Raw genomic sequence first — 16,828 nt, forward strand, 5'->3', positions numbered from 1 at the left:
TTAACCTCCGATATAGGACATTTCAATTTTCTTACGATTTTTATTTGTTTCTGCCGTTCTTTCGTCTGAATACCGGTCCATACGGCCATTCCAAATTGCCGTAATCCGCTCGGCTAATTGCTCATCCGTCGCACCGTTCCGCATAAAATTCCTAATATCCTGGCCATTTCCATTAAATAAACAAGTAAAAATTTGACCATTCGCCGAAAGCCGCGCCCGTGTACAGGTAGAACAAAACGATTCAGATACAGAAGTAATAAAGCCTACATTAACATCATTATCCTTATAACGGTACAATTTTGCTACCTCACCGTAGTAAGAAGGATCAACCGGCTCAAGCTCAAAATGTTCCTTTAATAATTTATAAATTTGTCTTTTTGTCACAACATCATCCATTTTCCAGCCATTCGTTGAGCCAACATCCATAAATTCAATATATCGCAGCTCTAATCCATTCTTTTTACAATAATCAGCCATTGGAATTATTTCCGAGTCATTTAATCCTTTTTTAACTACCATATTAATTTTAACACCCAGACCAGCTTGCTTAGCAGCTTTAATTCCATCAAGAACCGGACCTGTCCCCACACCGCGTCCATTGATTTTTCCAAATAACTCATCGTCTAAGCTGTCCAAACTAACATTGACCCGTTTTAATCCAGCCTTTCTCAAGCTTGGTGCCAATTTTGGTAATAATACACCATTAGTTGTAAGGGCAAGATCGCTTAATCCTTCGATATTTGAAAGCTTTTCAACTAAGGTTGGCAGATCTCGTCTTAACAGCGGTTCTCCACCGGTTAAACGGAGTTTTTCAACACCTAATTTAACAAATATTTTTGCAACACGTTCAATCTCTTCATAGGTTAACAAAGCGCTTCGCGGCAAGAATTCAAAATCTGGCCCAAATTGGTCAGCAGGCATACAGTATTGGCAGCGAAAATTACAGCGGTCAATCACGGAAATGCGCAAGTCCCGTAAAGGTCTATTTAATTTATCTTTAATAATGGTTTTTTCCATTAAATATCAACTCCATTATGAAAAAGAACATATTATAACTATTGTATCAAACGTTTACAAAAAAAGGCTGTTAGTTATTTACTAATACTACAATTTTATTATACATGATAATTCCATAAAATTAGCAGAACTCCTTTAAAGCATTCACAAGTTTTCACTATATTGTCATTGTTTACCCAGTTCGCCATGCATTTCTTACGATAAAATGTAATTAATGAAAAAAATTAATCCGTATAGGTTCAATATATTATTTTGGGAGTGAGCAGAGATGACGATAATTATGAAACCAACTCAATCGATTGAAATAAAAGAATTACTAAAATTCGCTGACCGGACATTTACAAGTGAACGCGGGAGATTCTTATTTCAAGAAGGAATGGCTGCAGAGGAGCTTTACGTTATTATTTCCGGAAAAATTCAAATCAGTAAAATTACAGCCGATGGTCGTGAACTTTCTTTAAGGATCTGCGGCGAAAATGATATATGCGGTGAGCTGACATTATTTACAGACAGTCCAAGATATTTATTAAGTGCCAAAGTCCTCGAGGAAGGAAAAATTGCCGCGATTAAAAAAGATGTTATTGAGAGTGAAATTTTCCAAAACAGTAAACTTGCCTATGAGTTTATGAAATGGATGAGCGATCATTTTCGCAAAACACAAACTAAATTCCGTGACCTTGTGCTCAATGGAAAACGCGGTGCACTTTTTTCTACTCTTATCCGAATGACCAATAGCTATGGTGTTCCAAAAGGTAATTCCATTTTAATTGATCTCCCATTAACCAATCAGGAGCTTGCCAATTTCTGTGGTACATCACGTGAAAGCACCAACCGAATACTTAGCGAATTAAAACGTGACAATATCATTTCCGTTAAAAAGGGGAAAATCACCGTTTTAGATTTACAATACTTAAAAGATGAAATTGGGTGCGAAAACTGTTCTGCCGTTTATTGCAGTATAGAATAGGTTTTAGCGGGCCGCCTTTTATGGCGACCCGCATTTTTTACTGTTCCTGCTTTTCACGCAATGCTTTTGGAATATAGACACAGAAAGGTTCGCTTTCCAAGTAATCCCCTGTCATCGCGTATGCCCTTGACCTTGAGCCCCCGCAAACATAGCGGAACTCACAAACACCACATTTTCCTTTAAAGCCATCGGGATTTCTTAATGCTTTAAAAATGGGTGATTCACGATAAATTTCCGCAAGTGGTGTTTGCCTGACATTCCCCGCCTTTACCGGCAGCAGCCCGCTTGGATAAACATCACCAATATGTGAAATGAATACAAAACCATTTCCGTCATTCACACCTTTTGGAGCTCTTCCCAAACCATCAATAGAACCTGTTAACCCTTTTTCCGTTAGAGCAGACAAATAGCTGATTTCATCAGTTTGCGCCTTTGCCTCACGCATTTTCTGCTGGATTACCACACGGCGGTAATGCATTGCCTCCGTCGTCTTAATATCGAATGCCACTCGTTTGCTAAGGTCATAAAGCCATCTTAGGACCTTTTCATGCTCTACTGGAGAAATCATATCAGATACTTGCCCTCTCCCAGTTGGAACAAGGAAAAAGACACTCCATAGGACACAATCTAATTCTTCAACCAGTTTTGCCATTTCCTCAAGATGCTCGTAATTGTATCGGGATACAACTGTATTTATTTGAATCGGCATTTCCAGTTCGTGTAAATATTGAATTTTTTCCATAGTGAGATCAAACGAGCCTGATGTACCGCGGAAATGGTCATGTATCTCAGCGGTAGGTCCATCCAGGCTGAATGCCCATCGTGAAAGCCCTACTTCTTTGGCTTTTCGCATTGCTTCAATGGTAACATTCGGCGTTGCACTCGGTGTCATCGAAACTCGTACACCTTTTTCCACAGCATATTTAGCAATATCGAATACGTCCTGCCGCATCAACGGGTCTCCTCCTGTAAATACAAGCAGCGGGTTATTCATTTCATATATTTGGTCAATAAGGTTTTTACCCTCTTCGAACGTTAATTCCCTTGGATCTCTTGTATATTGTGCATCTGCACGGCAATGCAGACACTTTAATTGACATGCACGTGTTAGTTCCCAAATTACAATAAACGGATCTTTATTAAAATCTCGGCTAAAATCCATTATGAGACGCCTCCTAATACAGCTATTTCAACCTCAAACAGCCTTAATATCTGTATTATAAAGGTGACTATGGTAAAAAAAAGTGAACTATCTCACAATCATTTTGGGTATATTTGTCCAATTTGTGAAGTAATAATAATAAAAAAACAGCAGAAAAATTCTGCTGTTTTTTATTATTATTATCGAATTCCCAATGCAATTTTCGCGTAACGTGACATCATGTCCTTGTTCCAAGGCGGATTCCATACAATATTGACTTCTACATCTTTGATTTCAGGAATATCTGCTAATGCTCTTTTCACTTGATCAACAATTGTTCCAGCAAGCGGGCATCCCATTGCGGTTAACGTCATCGTAACAGTCAGATTACTTTCATCATCCATTTCAAGATCATATATTAAACCTAAATTAACAATATCTATTCCTAGTTCAGGGTCAATTACCAGCTCCAATGCACCCATTATATTTTCTTTTAATTCTTCGTTCATGTTCGCTCACTCCTACTTTTAAAGTTATCACTATTATATCAAAGGAAATAATATTACCTTAGTTCAAGCATAGTATATCGAATTTTTTAGATCAATGGTGTGAATTTTTTTACAGCTTAGCTATAATCTTGTTAACATAGTTTATATAGGAATTAATTATTTTTTTTATTTATTATGTAGTGTATCATGTAATAACATTTTTTCCTAAAGTTGAGCTTTTTAGCTGAAAATATATAAAGCGAGGGATCTTCCTATGCCACAAAGACATTTAATTGCATTAGACCTAGATGGAACATTACTAAAAGATGATAAAACAATATCTGTAAAAACGAAAGAAGTGCTGAATAAAGCAAAAGAAGAAGGGCATGTTGTGATGATTGCCACAGGAAGACCTTACCGTTCAAGTGAAATGTACTATCGAGAATTGGAATTGGACACACCAATCGTTAATTTTAACGGTGCCTTCACGCACCATCCACGTCAATCGAACTGGGGATTTTATCATGAACCACTTGATGTAAAGGTAGCAAAGGAAATCGTAGATGCATGCCGCAGCTTCCAATTTCACAATATTATTGCCGAAGTAATGGATGATGTGTATTTTCACTATCATGACCAAAAACTATTAGATATTTTTAGCTTTGGTAATCCCAAAATTACCACTGGTGATTTAATGAGTTACCTACATGACTCTCCTACCAGCTTGTTGATTCATACAGAAGAAGAACAGTTAAAAAAAATTCGCAATCATTTATCCGAAGTTCATGCAGAAGTCATTGAGCAGCGCAGCTGGGCGGCACCGTGGCATGTTATTGAAATTATAAAAGCTGGGTTAAATAAGGCAGTCGGATTGAAAAAAGCTGCTGATTATTATGGAATTCCAGCGGAAAGAGTAATTGCTTTCGGTGATGAGGATAATGATTTAGAAATGATTGAATATGCCGGTCATGGAATTGCCATGGGAAATGCGATCCATCAATTAAAAAGCATTGCCAACGATGTAACACTTACCAATGAAGAAGATGGTGTTGCAGCCTACATTGAGGATCTCCTAAATTTGAAATAATTCATTCATTTAGCCATTGTTTACCTAAATGAACGTGCAGTAGTTAGAGCATACTACATTGTGAGGCAGCAGTGCTGTTTCAAAATAGGCTTTTTAGCATATTGGAGGGATTCTAATGGGTAGATCGAACAAATCGAAACGCTTTGTCCAGCAAGGAAAGGATTCCGTTAACAAGCATGCTGAAAGGATTCCTTATCACATGACCTACGCTGAAGCAGAAGCTCAGAAAATGGCCAATGTGCATGACTCTTCGCTCGGAGGAATATAAAAATGGGTAACCAATTATTCCAAGAAGCAAGAAGATTTGTGGAGATGGCAAAGACAGCCGACCCAGAGAATCGTGAAAGTGCAGTATCAAAAGCAAAGAATGCCCTAAGTTCTGCTTTTGCAAACTCCACTTTTGCGGAGCAAAGACAGCTCCAAGAAATGCAACAAGAGCTTGACCAGATCACATAAAGAAAAGCGGATGCACGATCAATTGATGTGCATCCGCTTTTCTTTATTCTAATCGTTCCAGAACAAAAGGATAAGTATGAACCTTTTTACCTTCATTATTTTTTTCATAAAAATACATTAGTAAAGAAGCGTTATGTGGAAGTTTTTCCTGAGGAATGTGAATATCAATTTTAAAAGGCACCCACTCTTGATCTTTCTTCCCTAATTGGACCTTATTTTCTTTAATATATTCTATATGACCGTCTTCTACAACGTAATATAATTCTGCATTTTGATGTTTAATCTCACCCCTGACCAGATAGTTTCCTTTAGTTCCTGACACCTTCACATCCCGGAATGATTCTTCAACTCCCGGAATATATATTTTTTGTTTACTGCTCAGTTTGGAACGATTTTTGATTGGTTTGTTGTTGATATTAATTGGTTTTAAGGTTGTATAAATGGTGTATTCACCTTCTGGAAGCCTCTTCCCTTCAAATTGGTAATTCCATTTTACCACCCGTTTAAGATCATCATGTGGTTGTACTGTAATTGTTTGAAATGCCTGTAAGAAATAACGTCCTTTTGAATAGACATAAACTTCGTTACCGCCTTTATCCGTAATGATCATTTCAAATAATTGTGAAGTTGGAAACTCAAAATCGAGCGGGAATTCCTCATTATTCTTAACAGCAATCACAATTTCTGTCTGGTTTGGTCCTGTAATTGGAGTAACATTCACTTGATAATCCAAATCATCCTCCCCATTCGCAGCAGCATTGACCATGTTTGCTAGAAAAAATATTACGATATAAATAATAATACGCATAATCATCACCTAATCCCTTTAATCTCTTCGAAAGAATCCATAAACTCCAGTGGTCTGAATAATATTTGTAAATGCATTCGGATCTACTTCTTTAATTACCCGTTCCAAATCAAATAATTCATAACGTGTAATGACAATCATCATTATGTCCCTTGTTTCGTTTGAGAAGGCACCTTTACCAGGAATCATCGTAATCCCTCTCACTAGTTTTGCATGAATCGCCTTTTTCATTTCATCTGCTTTTTTCGTGATAATAAAGGCGGTCAGTTTAGAATGCCTTGTATGAATTGTATCGATGACCCTTGTTGAAGTGTATAAGAACACAAGGGTATAAAGGGCTTTTTCCCAGCCATATAGAAATCCCGCCGTTAAAATAATGACACTGTTTAAAGCTAGCATATAAGGTCCTATCGGTCGATCCTTCATTCTCGAAAGCACCATGGCGATTATATCTAATCCTCCTGTAGATGCACCCCATTTCAAGGTAAACCCTACCCCGATTGCAATGATGACCCCTCCAAAAACGGCATTTAGCAAAATATCATGTGACATTTCCTTCACCGGTATTATTTCTAAAAATAATGATGAAAGAACTACACTGATAAAACTGTAAATCGTAAATGATTTACCGACCTTTTTCCAGCCGAGAATAGCAACCGGAATATTCAGTAATAACAATAAGAAGCCGATTGATATATGAATGGGCGTATAATCGGTTAACACCTTAGAAAGTAATTGAGCAATACCGGTAAAACCGCTTGAATAGACATTTGCAGGAATTAAAAATAAATTCATTCCTAGCGCCGTTAAAAAGGCTCCAGCAATTACGATACTGAATTTCTTTATTTCAAGCCACAAAATGAATTCCCCCTCATTTTTTCCTCCATAGCCATAAGAAGAATTGTATTTTTTAAATGAAACCGCTAAACTAAAGCTTGATAACGAATAGTTTGAAAGCAGGTGAGCTTCATGCAGGTAAAAATACTAGCTGACAGCGCATGCGATTTACCAAAAAGTTTTTATGAAGAAAATAATGTCACACTGATTCCATTAAAGGTGTATATCGATGGCAGTGAATACGAAGACGTAAAAAATATTGATCCAAAAACAGTTTACGACTCGATCCGCCGCGGAAATGTTCCAAAGACATCTCAGGCATCACCGCTGCTATTTGAAGAAATCTTTACATCTATGGCGGAAAAGAACGAGGATGGAATTTACATCGCTTTTTCCTCGGAATTATCAGGAACATATTCTACCGCTGTTATGATTCTTGACCAAGTGAAGGAAAAATATCCAAATTTTAATTTAGCGATTATTGATACAAAATGTGCCTCATTAGGTCAGGGCTTAATTGTTATGGAAGCTGCACGTCTTGCAGCTGTTAATGCTCCAAAAGATAAAATTGTAAAAGATGTAGAATTTAAATGTAAGCATATGGAGCATCTTTTTACTGTCGAAGACCTTGATTATTTAGCGAAGGGCGGCCGCGTATCAAAAGCATCTGCCTTCCTAGGGGGATTATTGAATATAAAACCTGTTTTAAATGTGGAGGACGGAAAGCTTGTCCCGATTGAAAAAATTCGCGGTAAGAAAAAAGTTTTCCGCCGTTTAATTGAACTGATGCAGGAGCGCGGCACAAAAATGGAGCAGCAAGTAATCGGCCTCAGCCATGCGGATAATGAGGAAACGGCATTGGAAGTAAAAGCGATGATTGAAGAGGCGTTTCATCCAAAACAGGTTTATATTTCTTCTATTGGTTCAGCTATTGGAGCACATACAGGCGCAGGAACGATTGCTATTTTTTTCTTAAATAAATTACCATAAGTAAAAAGAGCGAGGTAAAATCTCGCTCTTTTTACTTATGATCGGTTTTTTTGGAATACTGATTTTTCCCTGCCTGGCGGTTTTTTTCGCGCATCATATTTTTTTCATTACGCAGTGCATTATTGTCTTGTGCTTTTTTATCATTATCTGAAGTATGCGGCATGCTCATTACCCCTTTCAAATCACTTTATCCGATGTTAGTGTCTGTCAATTTGAAACAGGTTATGTAATGAATTTTACGAATCCTTTTTTTCGTACGTCCAGCCGCCTTCCTGGTAAACCCTTCCTTCTTTAATTAACTTACCTAATGCCCGCTTAAAAGCTGCTTTACTTAGGCCGAACCGCTCCATTATATCCTCAGGCATGCTTTTATCGGTATACGGCATGGCACCGTTTCTGCTCATCAAATATTCATAAATACGAGCTGCATCTACATCCTGTGATTCTTGTTTTCTGGCAAGAAGGGACACATTAATTGTTCCATCCTCCTTAATATCAATGACCCGCCCTTCCACTTTTTCACCGAGTCGCGGTTCCTGGTTGCGCTGCGATTCATGAATGAACCCTTTAAACCCTTCAAGAGTAAAAATCCAGCTGCCGACTTTAGCCGTACGATAAATATAACCTTGGACATTTTTATTAAAGCTTTCCCTTGTCGCTTTTGTTGAAATCGACTGAATTACTTGATCACTTGCAAGCTTTGCGTATAAGAGATAATTACGGTTTACCCGCAATGTAATGAAGACCATGTCCCCCTCTTTAGGCCAGACTGACTTATGGGCCGGCAGGTCATCCTTCCCCAACAAGATATCCTTTTGCAGTCCAATATTTAAAAACACCCCAATATCCGGTTTAACGTCTGTTACCTTCACCCATGCATAGCGTCCTACAGCTATCTCAGGAATCACAGTTGATGCCGTTGGCCGCCCTTCTGAATCAACATAAAGGAAAACCTCAATCTGCTCTCCTTCTTCAATTTCACGATGGGCTTCATTTTTATGTAATAACACGTCCTCATTTCCATCCGTTAAAAAAAAGCCAAATTCGGCTTTCCGTGCCACAGTTAATATCGTGGTTTGACCAACAAGTTCTTTCAATGACATGTCGAACTCCCCTTTCATTTGGAGCTTTGGCTTTAGGTTGTAAAACTACGGCTTATTTTACTATAATGTAGGCATGAAGGGAAACTTTAACAATAAATTTCAACATTCAGATAATATGGAGGTCTAGTTATGTCTAAAGATAGTTCATTTGATATTGTATCCAAAGTAGATTTTTCCGAGGTTACAAATGCTATTTCACAAACAATGAAGGAAATTAGTACCCGCTATGATTTTAAAGGGAGCAAAAGTGAGGTTTCACTTGATAAAGAAGAACTTGTTCTCATATCTGATGATGAGTACAAAATGGATCAGCTAAAGGATGTCCTGCTTAGTAAATTAATTAAAAGAGGTGTCCCGATTAAAAATCTTGATTACGGTAAAATTGAAAAAGCCTCAGGCGGTACAGTAAGACAACGAGCAAAGCTTGTACAAGGGATTGATAAAGAAAATGCAAAAAAAATAAATACGATTATTAAAAATAGCGGGGTAAAGGTTAAAAGTCAAGTACAAGATGATCAAGTTCGTGTCAGCGGCAAAAGCCGAGACGACCTTCAGAAAATTATTTCGCTGGTTCGGGAAGCAGATTTAACTATTGATGTCCAATTTATTAATTATCGCTAATATTCCAGGCATAAGGGTGCATCCTTATGCCATTTTTATTTCTTCTTATAATTCTTGCCTTTTTTCTAAAACTAACAAGTGTATTGGACAATTGGAGGTAGATATTATGAGCAGCAATCAAAAACAGCAGAAACGGATATTTCCGCCGCAGCACCAAAACCGCCAGCCTGGTATTGAAAGTGAAATGAATCCAAGACCAATTACAGTTGACCCTAACTATCAAGCAGCTGGAAAACTATCAGGAAAAACAGCAATCGTTACTGGTGGTGACAGCGGGATTGGAAAATCTGCAGCGATTTATTTTGCCAAAGAAGGGGCAGATGTTGCCATTGCTTATTTAAATGAGCATCAGGATGCTGAGGAAACTAGGCAGCTTATTGAAGCAGAAGGCAGAAAATGCCTCCTGTTTGCCGGTGATATTGGAGATGAAGCTTATTGTAAGGAAATCGTTAATCAGACAATTGCTGCATTTGGCAAGCTTGATATTCTGGTTAACAATGCTGCAGAGCAGCATCCACAAAACAGTTTATTGAATATCACAGCCGCCCAGCTGGAAAAGACATTTCGAACGAATATTTTTTCCTATTTTTATATGACAAAAATGGCCCTTCCCTATTTAAAAAAAGGAGCCGTCATTATCAATACGGCATCGATTACTGCCTATAAAGGAAACGAGCAATTGCTCGATTATTCAGCAACAAAAGGAGCCGTTGTTTCCTTTACCCGCTCCTTGGCGGCATCTTTGGCAGCGCAGGGTATTCGCGTAAATGGAGTTGCACCAGGGCCGATTTGGACACCGCTGATTCCCTCCACCTTTCCGCCTGACCAAGTAGCCACTTTTGGCTCCACAACTCCAATGGGGCGGGCTGGAGAGCCGTGCGAGCTTGCACCATGCTATGTGTTTCTAGCATCAGACGATTCCTCATATATCAGCGGTCAAATGTTTCACGTTAATGGCGGGACAATAATTAATGGATAGAGAGGAAAAAACACAGTGGAGGAAGTCCTCCCGCTGTGTTTTAGTCATTTTTATTCCTTTTCCTTCTTTTTAATATCAAAAATAGAAATACAAAAACTAAGATGTAGACAACTATTAATGAGGCTACCAATGGAATATTGATTCCCGACTTTTCAGTTAGAACATAGATTTCAGAGTGGTCACGGTCTAAAATCATAATATATCGGTCCTTATGACTGCGTACTATGTCTCCTGCAAGCAGGCCGCGAAGCTCTTTATTCTTTCCGCCTTCCAGCTGATCAGCCGTCAGCGTGACCTTTTGGGATTTATTTGTATTATTAACAGCTATTAAAGCTGTTTCTCCTTTATACTTGCGTTTGTATACTATCATCCCATCTTTATTGTAAAGCATTTCAAACGTGCCTCTTGTTAATGATGGTAATTGTCCCCTTAATTCACCAATTTGGGTAATGTAATCTATCAGTTCTTTTTCCGTTCGGAAATTCATTTGCCTTCGGTTATCAGGAATGCCGCTGCCATTTAAGGCAATTTCAGTGCCATAATAAACAATTGGAATTCCAGGTGTGGTATATAAATACGTTAAAGCTGTTTTCCAGCGTGATCCGGGAAATTGCCGTTTGTCGACAATATCATGGGTAAATCTTACCGTATTTTCATTGTCGAAAAAATTTGCCTGCAGAATCGATTTTTGATTACTGTTTGAAGCCTTAGTTTCTTTTGGCAGCGACTTGTCAGTCCCAGCGAAGACATTCCTCAGACCTTGAGCGCGTCCAAAATCCAACACACTGTCAACTCCGGCAGCTTGATATTTATTTACATCGACGGCAGTGCTTTTCGATGGTATCCCTAAAAGAAAAAAGTCTTTTTTTTCATTTTTAACTGCAAGGGAAAAATCATTCCAAAAGCTTCCGGGAACATGGTTAACATCTGGCAGGCTGTATCCATCAATATTAGTTTTCTTTATCCACCATTTTGCGGCATCGATTAAATATTTGCTTACTTCCGGATTTTCCTGATTCAAGTCTGGCAGACCATCCACCCAGCCATTTTCAACCTGCTGCTGGTTATTCCAATCCTTTATTTCTTGTTCTGCATGAAACCAATCCTTCTTGTCAGCATCACTCGCCCATGGGTGGCTTTCTGCAACATTATTTGTAACAAAATCAAGCAGCACCCTCATTTTTCGCTTATGAGCTTCCTTTACAAGCTTTTTGAAAGTTTTCAGGGAACCAAAATGCTCGTCCACTTTATAAAAATCAGTTACCCAATAACCGTGATAGCCATTCTTCGCATTATCAAAAATGGGTGTCAGCCTAATAGCTGTAAATCCCATATCATGAATGTAGTCTAATCGATCAATAATACCTTGAAAATCACCGCCGTTATAGGCTAACGGGTTTTTCGCATCCACCTCTTTATCATTTTGTGTATCACCATTATTAAAGCGGTCGATCATAATAGAATAGACGGTTTCATCCTGCCACAAACGGCCTTCTTTTTCTACCTTGGCATAGGCAGGAAAGGACGAACATAATAAAACGATAATTAAAATGGGTATAATTCTTTTATTCATGAAAAAATCCTCCTTAATCTACACCCATTTTAATCTATGAAAGTAGTTATTCCAAATTTTATTATTCAAAATAGGTTTCTTACTTGTGGCCTGCCTATTTTATATAGGCTGGTAACATGACAAAGTATCAGAATGAACAAATTTAGAATACTTTAAATTAGGGGAAATTTCGGATTGACGCAATTTACGACTAATTGTTATCAAATGAAATTGAAACCTGTGATTAGACATTAACTGCCTTTCCTCCCCACCCAGCCTTTCACAAAATTCCAACTAAATCAGGTTATAAAATTCCAGGAAGATGTCTAAAAAGAAAAATGAAGCATCTGGCATGGAGGTAAACAATGAATCGACAACAACGAATGCACCTTTATGATATTCAAAACAGAGCCTATACCGAGGGAACTGTTGAGCAAATAAATGATCAATGGATATTTTTTGATGAGGAAACGGAAGAGGCTTCCATGTTGGAGGATTTTCTCCAGCAAGAGATTGAAATTTTCCGGATGAATCGCTGGAAAAAAGGGGTCCTGTACGAAGCTGGGAAAGTTCGCATTGGAAATGAAGTAATCATGCTTCGTGATCACGATTTGGTCAGAATTAGAAAGCATTTAATTTATTCGCTTGAGAGACTATTAGAGGGAATTAATGATGATGCCTTTTTCCAATTCGTTACTACATTAAACTCATTAAACTTTTCCATTTTTGATTGTATTTATTGTTACAACCATTTATCCTTTCTTTCCGATGAACATCGAAAAGACGGGGTGAATTTTATGGTATTCGATAATCAAGACGAAATTTGTAATGTCCAGCATCACTTTTGCTATTATGAAAAAGTAAATGATCGATTTGAATTCACAATAAATACCGGGAAGCGTTTGATTATTGAAAAATTAATATCTTAAAAAGCAAAAGGCATGTTAGGGAGTCTCACTATATGCCTTTTGCTTTTTAAATTTAAACCCCAATATATTTTGCATAAAGCGATTTTGCTTCCATTTAAGAAGTACATCTATTACCTTATCTCCATCAGGATGAACTTCCACCGTAACCCCGCCGCAGATTTCTCCTAAGTTGGCAAACTCCTTCACTTTCACCATATCTCCTCTCCCTATTATCTAAAATTAAAATCCTACTTATAACTTGTCTATTAAAAAAGCTGTCGACGAATCTTCGCCTAACAGCTTTTCATCTTTATTTTACATACAAAATGGACATTGGAAGCTCAACAAAGCCTAAATAAAGTACAAGCGCCCAAGCAATAATAAATTGAATCCAAAAAACAGAAGTTCTGCGCTTATTAGCAGCACGGCTTAGTATCATTTCAAAAAGACCAATAATCCATAAACCAACAACTGCCTTTAAAATATACATTACACTAATATTAGATACCATGAAAAGCAGTCCAACACCTGTTGCAATAATAAGCAGGTAAAGTACCCTTAAAATCATTTGGACAATTTTAGCTCCTTTAGCCTTGCCTCCCGATTGTAAAAGAAGGGCAACAATAAATAAAATAAGAGCTAAAGCCCAGGCTGTAACGTGGCCATGTATCATGTATTTTCCTCCTATGTATCATAGTCGAAACTATCATAACATAGGCAATTAAAAATTACGAAGAAAAGGTAGTTAAATATGGTATCAATTAAAGTAATATTGAATTACTCCATTACCCCTCAACATAATTAACTAGCGTTCCAATTTTTTCAACCGTTATTTCTATTTTATCACCAGGCTTTAAAAACTTTGGCGGTTTCAAACCTTTGCCCACACCCGCAGGGGTTCCTGTAGCGATGATATCACCTGGCTCAAGTGTCATTCCTGCGGATAATACAGAAATAATTTCTTCCACTGGAAAAATAAATTGGTTTGTATTAGCGCTTTGTCTTACCTCACCGTTAACTTTTGTCTCAATATTTAAATGATTGGGATTGTCAACCATGCTTTTATGTACAATCCACGGACCCATTGGACAGGTAGTATCTAAACTTTTTCCGATAAAAAATTGCTTATGCCTTGATTGAAGGTCTCTTGCCGTTACATCATTAACAATTGTATATCCAAAAACGTAATCCAGCGCTTCTTCGCGTTTAATGCCACGGCCCTTTTTGCCAATAACCACTGCCAATTCCCCTTCATAATCAAGCTGATCTGTTACAGTTTGATGATTTAATACTACATTGTTCGGACCTGTAACAGTCGTCGGTGCTTTAGTAAAAACCATGACATGTTCAGGAATATCGGCGGCACTTCCCAATTCAATAGCGTGCTCAGCGTAGTTTTTACCGACACAAAAAATATTTTTAGCCGGCCTTGGAATTGGAGCAAGCACGGTTACCTTATCCATTGACACGTAAAATGAATCAGGCTTCTCCTGTGATTGCACCCAATCCACTAATTTTTTTACCTTGCTAATGAAATCCTCACCTGCAGCAATGCAATCAATCATCGATGCCGGAATAGTCTTCTGGTCTTTCATAGCCTCTTCCGCTTTATGTATTAAAAGGATTTTCTCCAATCCATCGTCGATTAATCCAACAAGAATTTCCTCCATTTTTTTTACTGTTACAAATTTCAATACGATCACCTCAAAATAATTTTAACAATAAACTGAACAATCACACAAATATAAAATTTGGGCGAATGAATCACATTACATCTGCCTATACATAAGATGACAGTAGAATAATAACGAAGGGTGTTGTCCATGCCAGCAATTGTTGGGGTTGCCCAGGTAATTACACTCGGTAACAGTTCGGTGTTTCATATCGGCGATGTTTATAAAATTATGCCATTTGCTACGGCAAAAACCTTCTCTGGTGCTGGTTCCTTTAATACCGGCGATCAGATAGACGTTCAAAATAGATTAAGCTCAACGAATGTAACTGACCCTGATAATATTGACCAAAATATTTCACTCAATATGTAATGAACGGGTGGGGTTAAAATGAACTTTTTCATCCAGCAGACCATTCATATAAATTTCATCAAGATTGGAGGGATTACCAATTCATCTGTCCTGCAAATCGGCAGTGCCGGAATCATAAAACCGTCTGCACACCTATATAATACCGGGGGATTTACAGGACCAGCTCCTTCAGGGGTAAAACCTGGAGAGCAAATATTAGCACCTTCAGTTCCCTTACAAGCCCCTGTTGTATAGCCTTACCACCCTATTTCGGAAAATGATGCAAATCCTTAAACATTTATGCATATAGATTAGAAGACAAGGTGAAAAGGCTATTTTCGGGTGGGGTGATTAAGATGTATCAGGATTTATACCAATATCTTCAATGGCTGCAAATGTGTTTTCAAGCACAGGAAAAAAGAATAGCAGCTTTAGAAACTACAATCCAAAACTTACAAAAGCAATTAAAACAAATACAAGAAAAGCCAACGATTCATGTTGATACGATTGAATATAAATTTGATCAATTGAAGGTTGAAACACTTGAAGGTACATTGAATATCGGTTTAAATCCAAATGAACTATCCGGAATTGAAGACTTCGCAGTAGAAAACCAATCACTAAATACCCCTTTTTCCCCTGAACAACAAATGAGATTATCAATGAAAATTGAAGAGTCTATTCATGAATATTTGAATACAGACTTACCTCAAATCGTTGATAGCACTCAACGAAATTTGGCCATTCCGCCTAATGAATCTTATTTATCCTTTATTAAAGAGGATATTATAAAACAACTGCCCAGCCGGATTGACTATCATCTAAAAGCTCTTGCACAAAAGAATCAAGGGAAAGATAGTAACGAAGCAATTGAGAATAAAGTTATTGTTGCCCTAAAGCAAGAAATTCAAAATGGGGTACAGGTCTTTTTAAATAACTTACCTGAAAACATGAAAGGAATGAACACCGATGAACTTTGAGGTTTACAACCGCGTCTTGCATGTCGAAAACATTCGAATAACTGGTGTCGCGAGTTCCTCAGTATTTTTGATTGGTGATGTGGAAACAATCCAGCAAACTTCAGCGTTTGACACTCCGCCGGAATCATTAATTATTGGACCATTCGTTCCTTTAGAACGGGATGTGACCCCTGGCTATGCTGACCCGAATCTCTAGCGTTGATCATGTGGAGTCAAAGGAAGTTGCTTTCAGTTCAACTTTTCAGATTGGGGATTCATCCATTATTAATGCATTTTCCAGGGCACTTGCTGTGCAGCGGGAAGCAGAGATATTCTTTGGTGACGAGGGTAACTTTCCTTCTTATCCTGTTTTTAAAAAGCCGCTTCCGTTGCCTATTATAGATGAACCAATGAATATGGTCCGGCATAATCTTTCACCGATCATAAAGGTGAATAATATTAGTCTTAATGCGGTTGCCTTTTCTTCCGTTTTACACATTGGAAACAGTAAACATATCTCCTTGGAGGTTAGGATTAAGCATATCCGTCAGCTGCTGCCTGAAAGGCATTAACAGGATATGATTAAACGCATATGATAACGAAAAGTAGAATTTATAGCCCAAATGGTAAAGGATGTTTTTAATGCCAGCAATTATTGGTCCAGTACAAATCGTGAATGTAGGCGGAGGTATTGTACATTTTGGCGATACCCTGTATATTTCCCCAAAGTCCAGCGCAAAAACCTTTGCCGGCTCAGGTGGCTTTAATACCGGCGGGGTAATTATTTCAACTAGTGGATTAAGTAATACTAACGTACTTGATGCAAATGTAGTCGATCAGCCAATTGCAGGAAATAATTAAAAAAGACATAAACCAAGGCTGGTTTATGTC

Annotated in this window: 25 protein-coding genes; 14 read left to right on the plus strand and 11 right to left on the minus strand. The window is 37.9% G+C overall.

Annotated features, from left to right (window positions below; all coding sequences use genetic code 11):
* On the minus strand, nucleotides 1–1,017 hold the full coding sequence (gene moaA, locus IE222_RS10245) for a GTP 3',8-cyclase MoaA (protein WP_191272417.1): 1,017 nt from the start codon (nucleotides 1,015–1,017) through the stop codon (nucleotides 1–3).
* A 268-nt stretch (nucleotides 1,018–1,285) separates the two neighbouring features.
* Here moaA and IE222_RS10250 point away from each other — a divergent pair, with 268 nt between their 5' ends.
* A complete protein-coding gene (locus IE222_RS10250; RefSeq protein WP_191272419.1) occupies nucleotides 1,286–1,984 on the plus strand; it encodes a Crp/Fnr family transcriptional regulator in 699 nt (232 codons plus the stop codon).
* 37 nt (nucleotides 1,985–2,021) lie between these two features.
* Here IE222_RS10250 and IE222_RS10255 read toward each other — a convergent pair whose 3' ends face one another.
* Together IE222_RS10255 and IE222_RS10260 are read right to left on the minus strand one after the other, a co-directional pair.
* On the minus strand, nucleotides 2,022–3,146 hold the full coding sequence (locus IE222_RS10255; RefSeq protein WP_191272420.1) for a TIGR04053 family radical SAM/SPASM domain-containing protein: 1,125 nt from the start codon (nucleotides 3,144–3,146) through the stop codon (nucleotides 2,022–2,024).
* A 179-nt stretch (nucleotides 3,147–3,325) separates the two neighbouring features.
* Nucleotides 3,326–3,634, minus strand: coding sequence for a metal-sulfur cluster assembly factor (locus IE222_RS10260; protein ID WP_191272422.1), 309 nt, complete (start codon nucleotides 3,632–3,634; stop codon nucleotides 3,326–3,328).
* A gap of 253 nt (nucleotides 3,635–3,887) precedes the next feature.
* Between IE222_RS10260 and IE222_RS10265 the strand changes: the two genes are divergently transcribed.
* From IE222_RS10265 to IE222_RS10275, 3 genes are all read left to right on the plus strand, one after another.
* A complete protein-coding gene (locus IE222_RS10265) occupies nucleotides 3,888–4,700 on the plus strand; it encodes a Cof-type HAD-IIB family hydrolase (RefSeq protein ID WP_191272424.1) in 813 nt (270 codons plus the stop codon).
* Between the two features lie 115 nt (nucleotides 4,701–4,815).
* The gene (locus IE222_RS10270; protein WP_191272426.1) at nucleotides 4,816–4,968 is read left to right on the plus strand and encodes a hypothetical protein; all 153 of its coding nucleotides are present in this window, start codon (nucleotides 4,816–4,818) and stop codon (nucleotides 4,966–4,968) included.
* Nucleotides 4,969–4,970: 2 nt separating this feature from the next.
* The gene (locus IE222_RS10275; protein ID WP_191272427.1) at nucleotides 4,971–5,156 is read left to right on the plus strand and encodes a DUF3813 domain-containing protein; all 186 of its coding nucleotides are present in this window, start codon (nucleotides 4,971–4,973) and stop codon (nucleotides 5,154–5,156) included.
* 43 nt (nucleotides 5,157–5,199) lie between these two features.
* On the opposite strand, the gene IE222_RS10280 is transcribed toward IE222_RS10275, so the two are convergent.
* Both IE222_RS10280 and IE222_RS10285 read right to left on the minus strand, forming a co-directional pair.
* Nucleotides 5,200–5,970, minus strand: coding sequence for a BsuPI-related putative proteinase inhibitor (locus tag IE222_RS10280; RefSeq protein WP_191272429.1), 771 nt, complete (start codon nucleotides 5,968–5,970; stop codon nucleotides 5,200–5,202).
* Nucleotides 5,971–5,982: 12 nt separating this feature from the next.
* Complete coding sequence (locus IE222_RS10285; protein ID WP_191272635.1) at nucleotides 5,983–6,825, minus strand: YitT family protein; 843 nt, start codon at nucleotides 6,823–6,825, stop codon at nucleotides 5,983–5,985.
* A gap of 108 nt (nucleotides 6,826–6,933) precedes the next feature.
* Between IE222_RS10285 and IE222_RS10290 the strand changes: the two genes are divergently transcribed.
* Nucleotides 6,934–7,791 carry a DegV family protein gene (locus IE222_RS10290; RefSeq protein WP_191272431.1) on the plus strand — a complete coding sequence of 286 codons (858 nt, stop codon included), beginning with the start codon at nucleotides 6,934–6,936 and terminating at the stop codon, nucleotides 7,789–7,791.
* 31 nt (nucleotides 7,792–7,822) lie between these two features.
* On the opposite strand, the gene IE222_RS10295 is transcribed toward IE222_RS10290, so the two are convergent.
* Together IE222_RS10295 and IE222_RS10300 are read right to left on the minus strand one after the other, a co-directional pair.
* Complete coding sequence (locus IE222_RS10295) at nucleotides 7,823–7,954, minus strand: DUF3941 domain-containing protein (protein WP_191272433.1); 132 nt, start codon at nucleotides 7,952–7,954, stop codon at nucleotides 7,823–7,825.
* 73 nt (nucleotides 7,955–8,027) lie between these two features.
* Nucleotides 8,028–8,894 carry a CvfB family protein gene (locus IE222_RS10300; protein WP_191272435.1) on the minus strand — a complete coding sequence of 289 codons (867 nt, stop codon included), beginning with the start codon at nucleotides 8,892–8,894 and terminating at the stop codon, nucleotides 8,028–8,030.
* Between the two features lie 129 nt (nucleotides 8,895–9,023).
* Between IE222_RS10300 and IE222_RS10305 the strand changes: the two genes are divergently transcribed.
* Both IE222_RS10305 and IE222_RS10310 read left to right on the plus strand, forming a co-directional pair.
* Nucleotides 9,024–9,515, plus strand: a complete 492-nt coding sequence (locus tag IE222_RS10305; RefSeq protein WP_191272437.1) for a YajQ family cyclic di-GMP-binding protein — start codon at nucleotides 9,024–9,026, stop codon at nucleotides 9,513–9,515.
* Nucleotides 9,516–9,621: 106 nt separating this feature from the next.
* Entirely contained in the window at nucleotides 9,622–10,494 is an 873-nt protein-coding gene (locus IE222_RS10310; protein WP_191272439.1) for an SDR family oxidoreductase, read from the plus strand.
* Between the two features lie 40 nt (nucleotides 10,495–10,534).
* Here the strand turns inward: IE222_RS10310 and IE222_RS10315 are convergent, their stop codons facing one another.
* Nucleotides 10,535–12,067: an alpha-amylase family glycosyl hydrolase gene (locus tag IE222_RS10315; RefSeq protein ID WP_191272441.1), complete on the minus strand. Its 1,533-nt coding sequence runs from the start codon at nucleotides 12,065–12,067 to the stop codon at nucleotides 10,535–10,537.
* Between the two features lie 344 nt (nucleotides 12,068–12,411).
* On the opposite strand from IE222_RS10315, the gene IE222_RS10320 reads away from it, so the two are divergent.
* Complete coding sequence (locus IE222_RS10320) at nucleotides 12,412–12,975, plus strand: DUF2777 domain-containing protein (protein ID WP_191272443.1); 564 nt, start codon at nucleotides 12,412–12,414, stop codon at nucleotides 12,973–12,975.
* Nucleotides 12,976–12,990: 15 nt separating this feature from the next.
* Here the strand turns inward: IE222_RS10320 and IE222_RS26345 are convergent, their stop codons facing one another.
* From IE222_RS26345 to IE222_RS10335, 3 genes are all read right to left on the minus strand, one after another.
* Nucleotides 12,991–13,170 (minus strand): hypothetical protein, encoded by a 180-nt coding sequence (locus IE222_RS26345; RefSeq protein WP_223282642.1) that lies wholly within the window; start codon nucleotides 13,168–13,170, stop codon nucleotides 12,991–12,993.
* 94 nt (nucleotides 13,171–13,264) lie between these two features.
* Nucleotides 13,265–13,627, minus strand: a complete 363-nt coding sequence (locus IE222_RS10330) for a YisL family protein (protein WP_191272445.1) — start codon at nucleotides 13,625–13,627, stop codon at nucleotides 13,265–13,267.
* 112 nt (nucleotides 13,628–13,739) lie between these two features.
* Nucleotides 13,740–14,648 (minus strand): fumarylacetoacetate hydrolase family protein, encoded by a 909-nt coding sequence (locus IE222_RS10335; RefSeq protein WP_191272447.1) that lies wholly within the window; start codon nucleotides 14,646–14,648, stop codon nucleotides 13,740–13,742.
* A gap of 129 nt (nucleotides 14,649–14,777) precedes the next feature.
* Here IE222_RS10335 and IE222_RS10340 point away from each other — a divergent pair, with 129 nt between their 5' ends.
* From IE222_RS10340 to IE222_RS10365, 6 genes are all read left to right on the plus strand, one after another.
* Nucleotides 14,778–14,999, plus strand: a complete 222-nt coding sequence (locus tag IE222_RS10340) for a spore germination protein (RefSeq protein WP_066394810.1) — start codon at nucleotides 14,778–14,780, stop codon at nucleotides 14,997–14,999.
* 18 nt (nucleotides 15,000–15,017) lie between these two features.
* Nucleotides 15,018–15,233 (plus strand): spore germination protein GerPB, encoded by a 216-nt coding sequence (locus IE222_RS10345; RefSeq protein WP_191272449.1) that lies wholly within the window; start codon nucleotides 15,018–15,020, stop codon nucleotides 15,231–15,233.
* Between the two features lie 101 nt (nucleotides 15,234–15,334).
* Nucleotides 15,335–15,958: a spore germination protein GerPC gene (gene gerPC / locus IE222_RS10350; RefSeq protein ID WP_191272450.1), complete on the plus strand. Its 624-nt coding sequence runs from the start codon at nucleotides 15,335–15,337 to the stop codon at nucleotides 15,956–15,958.
* On the plus strand, nucleotides 15,948–16,154 hold the full coding sequence (locus IE222_RS10355) for a spore germination protein GerPD (protein WP_191272452.1): 207 nt from the start codon (nucleotides 15,948–15,950) through the stop codon (nucleotides 16,152–16,154). The genes gerPC and IE222_RS10355 overlap by 11 nt, the downstream gene beginning before the upstream one ends.
* A complete protein-coding gene (locus IE222_RS10360) occupies nucleotides 16,135–16,509 on the plus strand; it encodes a spore germination protein GerPE (RefSeq protein ID WP_191272454.1) in 375 nt (124 codons plus the stop codon). The genes IE222_RS10355 and IE222_RS10360 overlap by 20 nt, the downstream gene beginning before the upstream one ends.
* A gap of 70 nt (nucleotides 16,510–16,579) precedes the next feature.
* On the plus strand, nucleotides 16,580–16,798 hold the full coding sequence (locus IE222_RS10365) for a spore germination protein (RefSeq protein WP_191272456.1): 219 nt from the start codon (nucleotides 16,580–16,582) through the stop codon (nucleotides 16,796–16,798).
* Nucleotides 16,799–16,828: the final 30 nt, after the last annotated feature.

It is taken from the genome of Neobacillus kokaensis (genome assembly GCF_014656545.1).
Taxonomy (GTDB): domain Bacteria; phylum Bacillota; class Bacilli; order Bacillales; family Cytobacillaceae; genus Neobacillus; species Neobacillus kokaensis.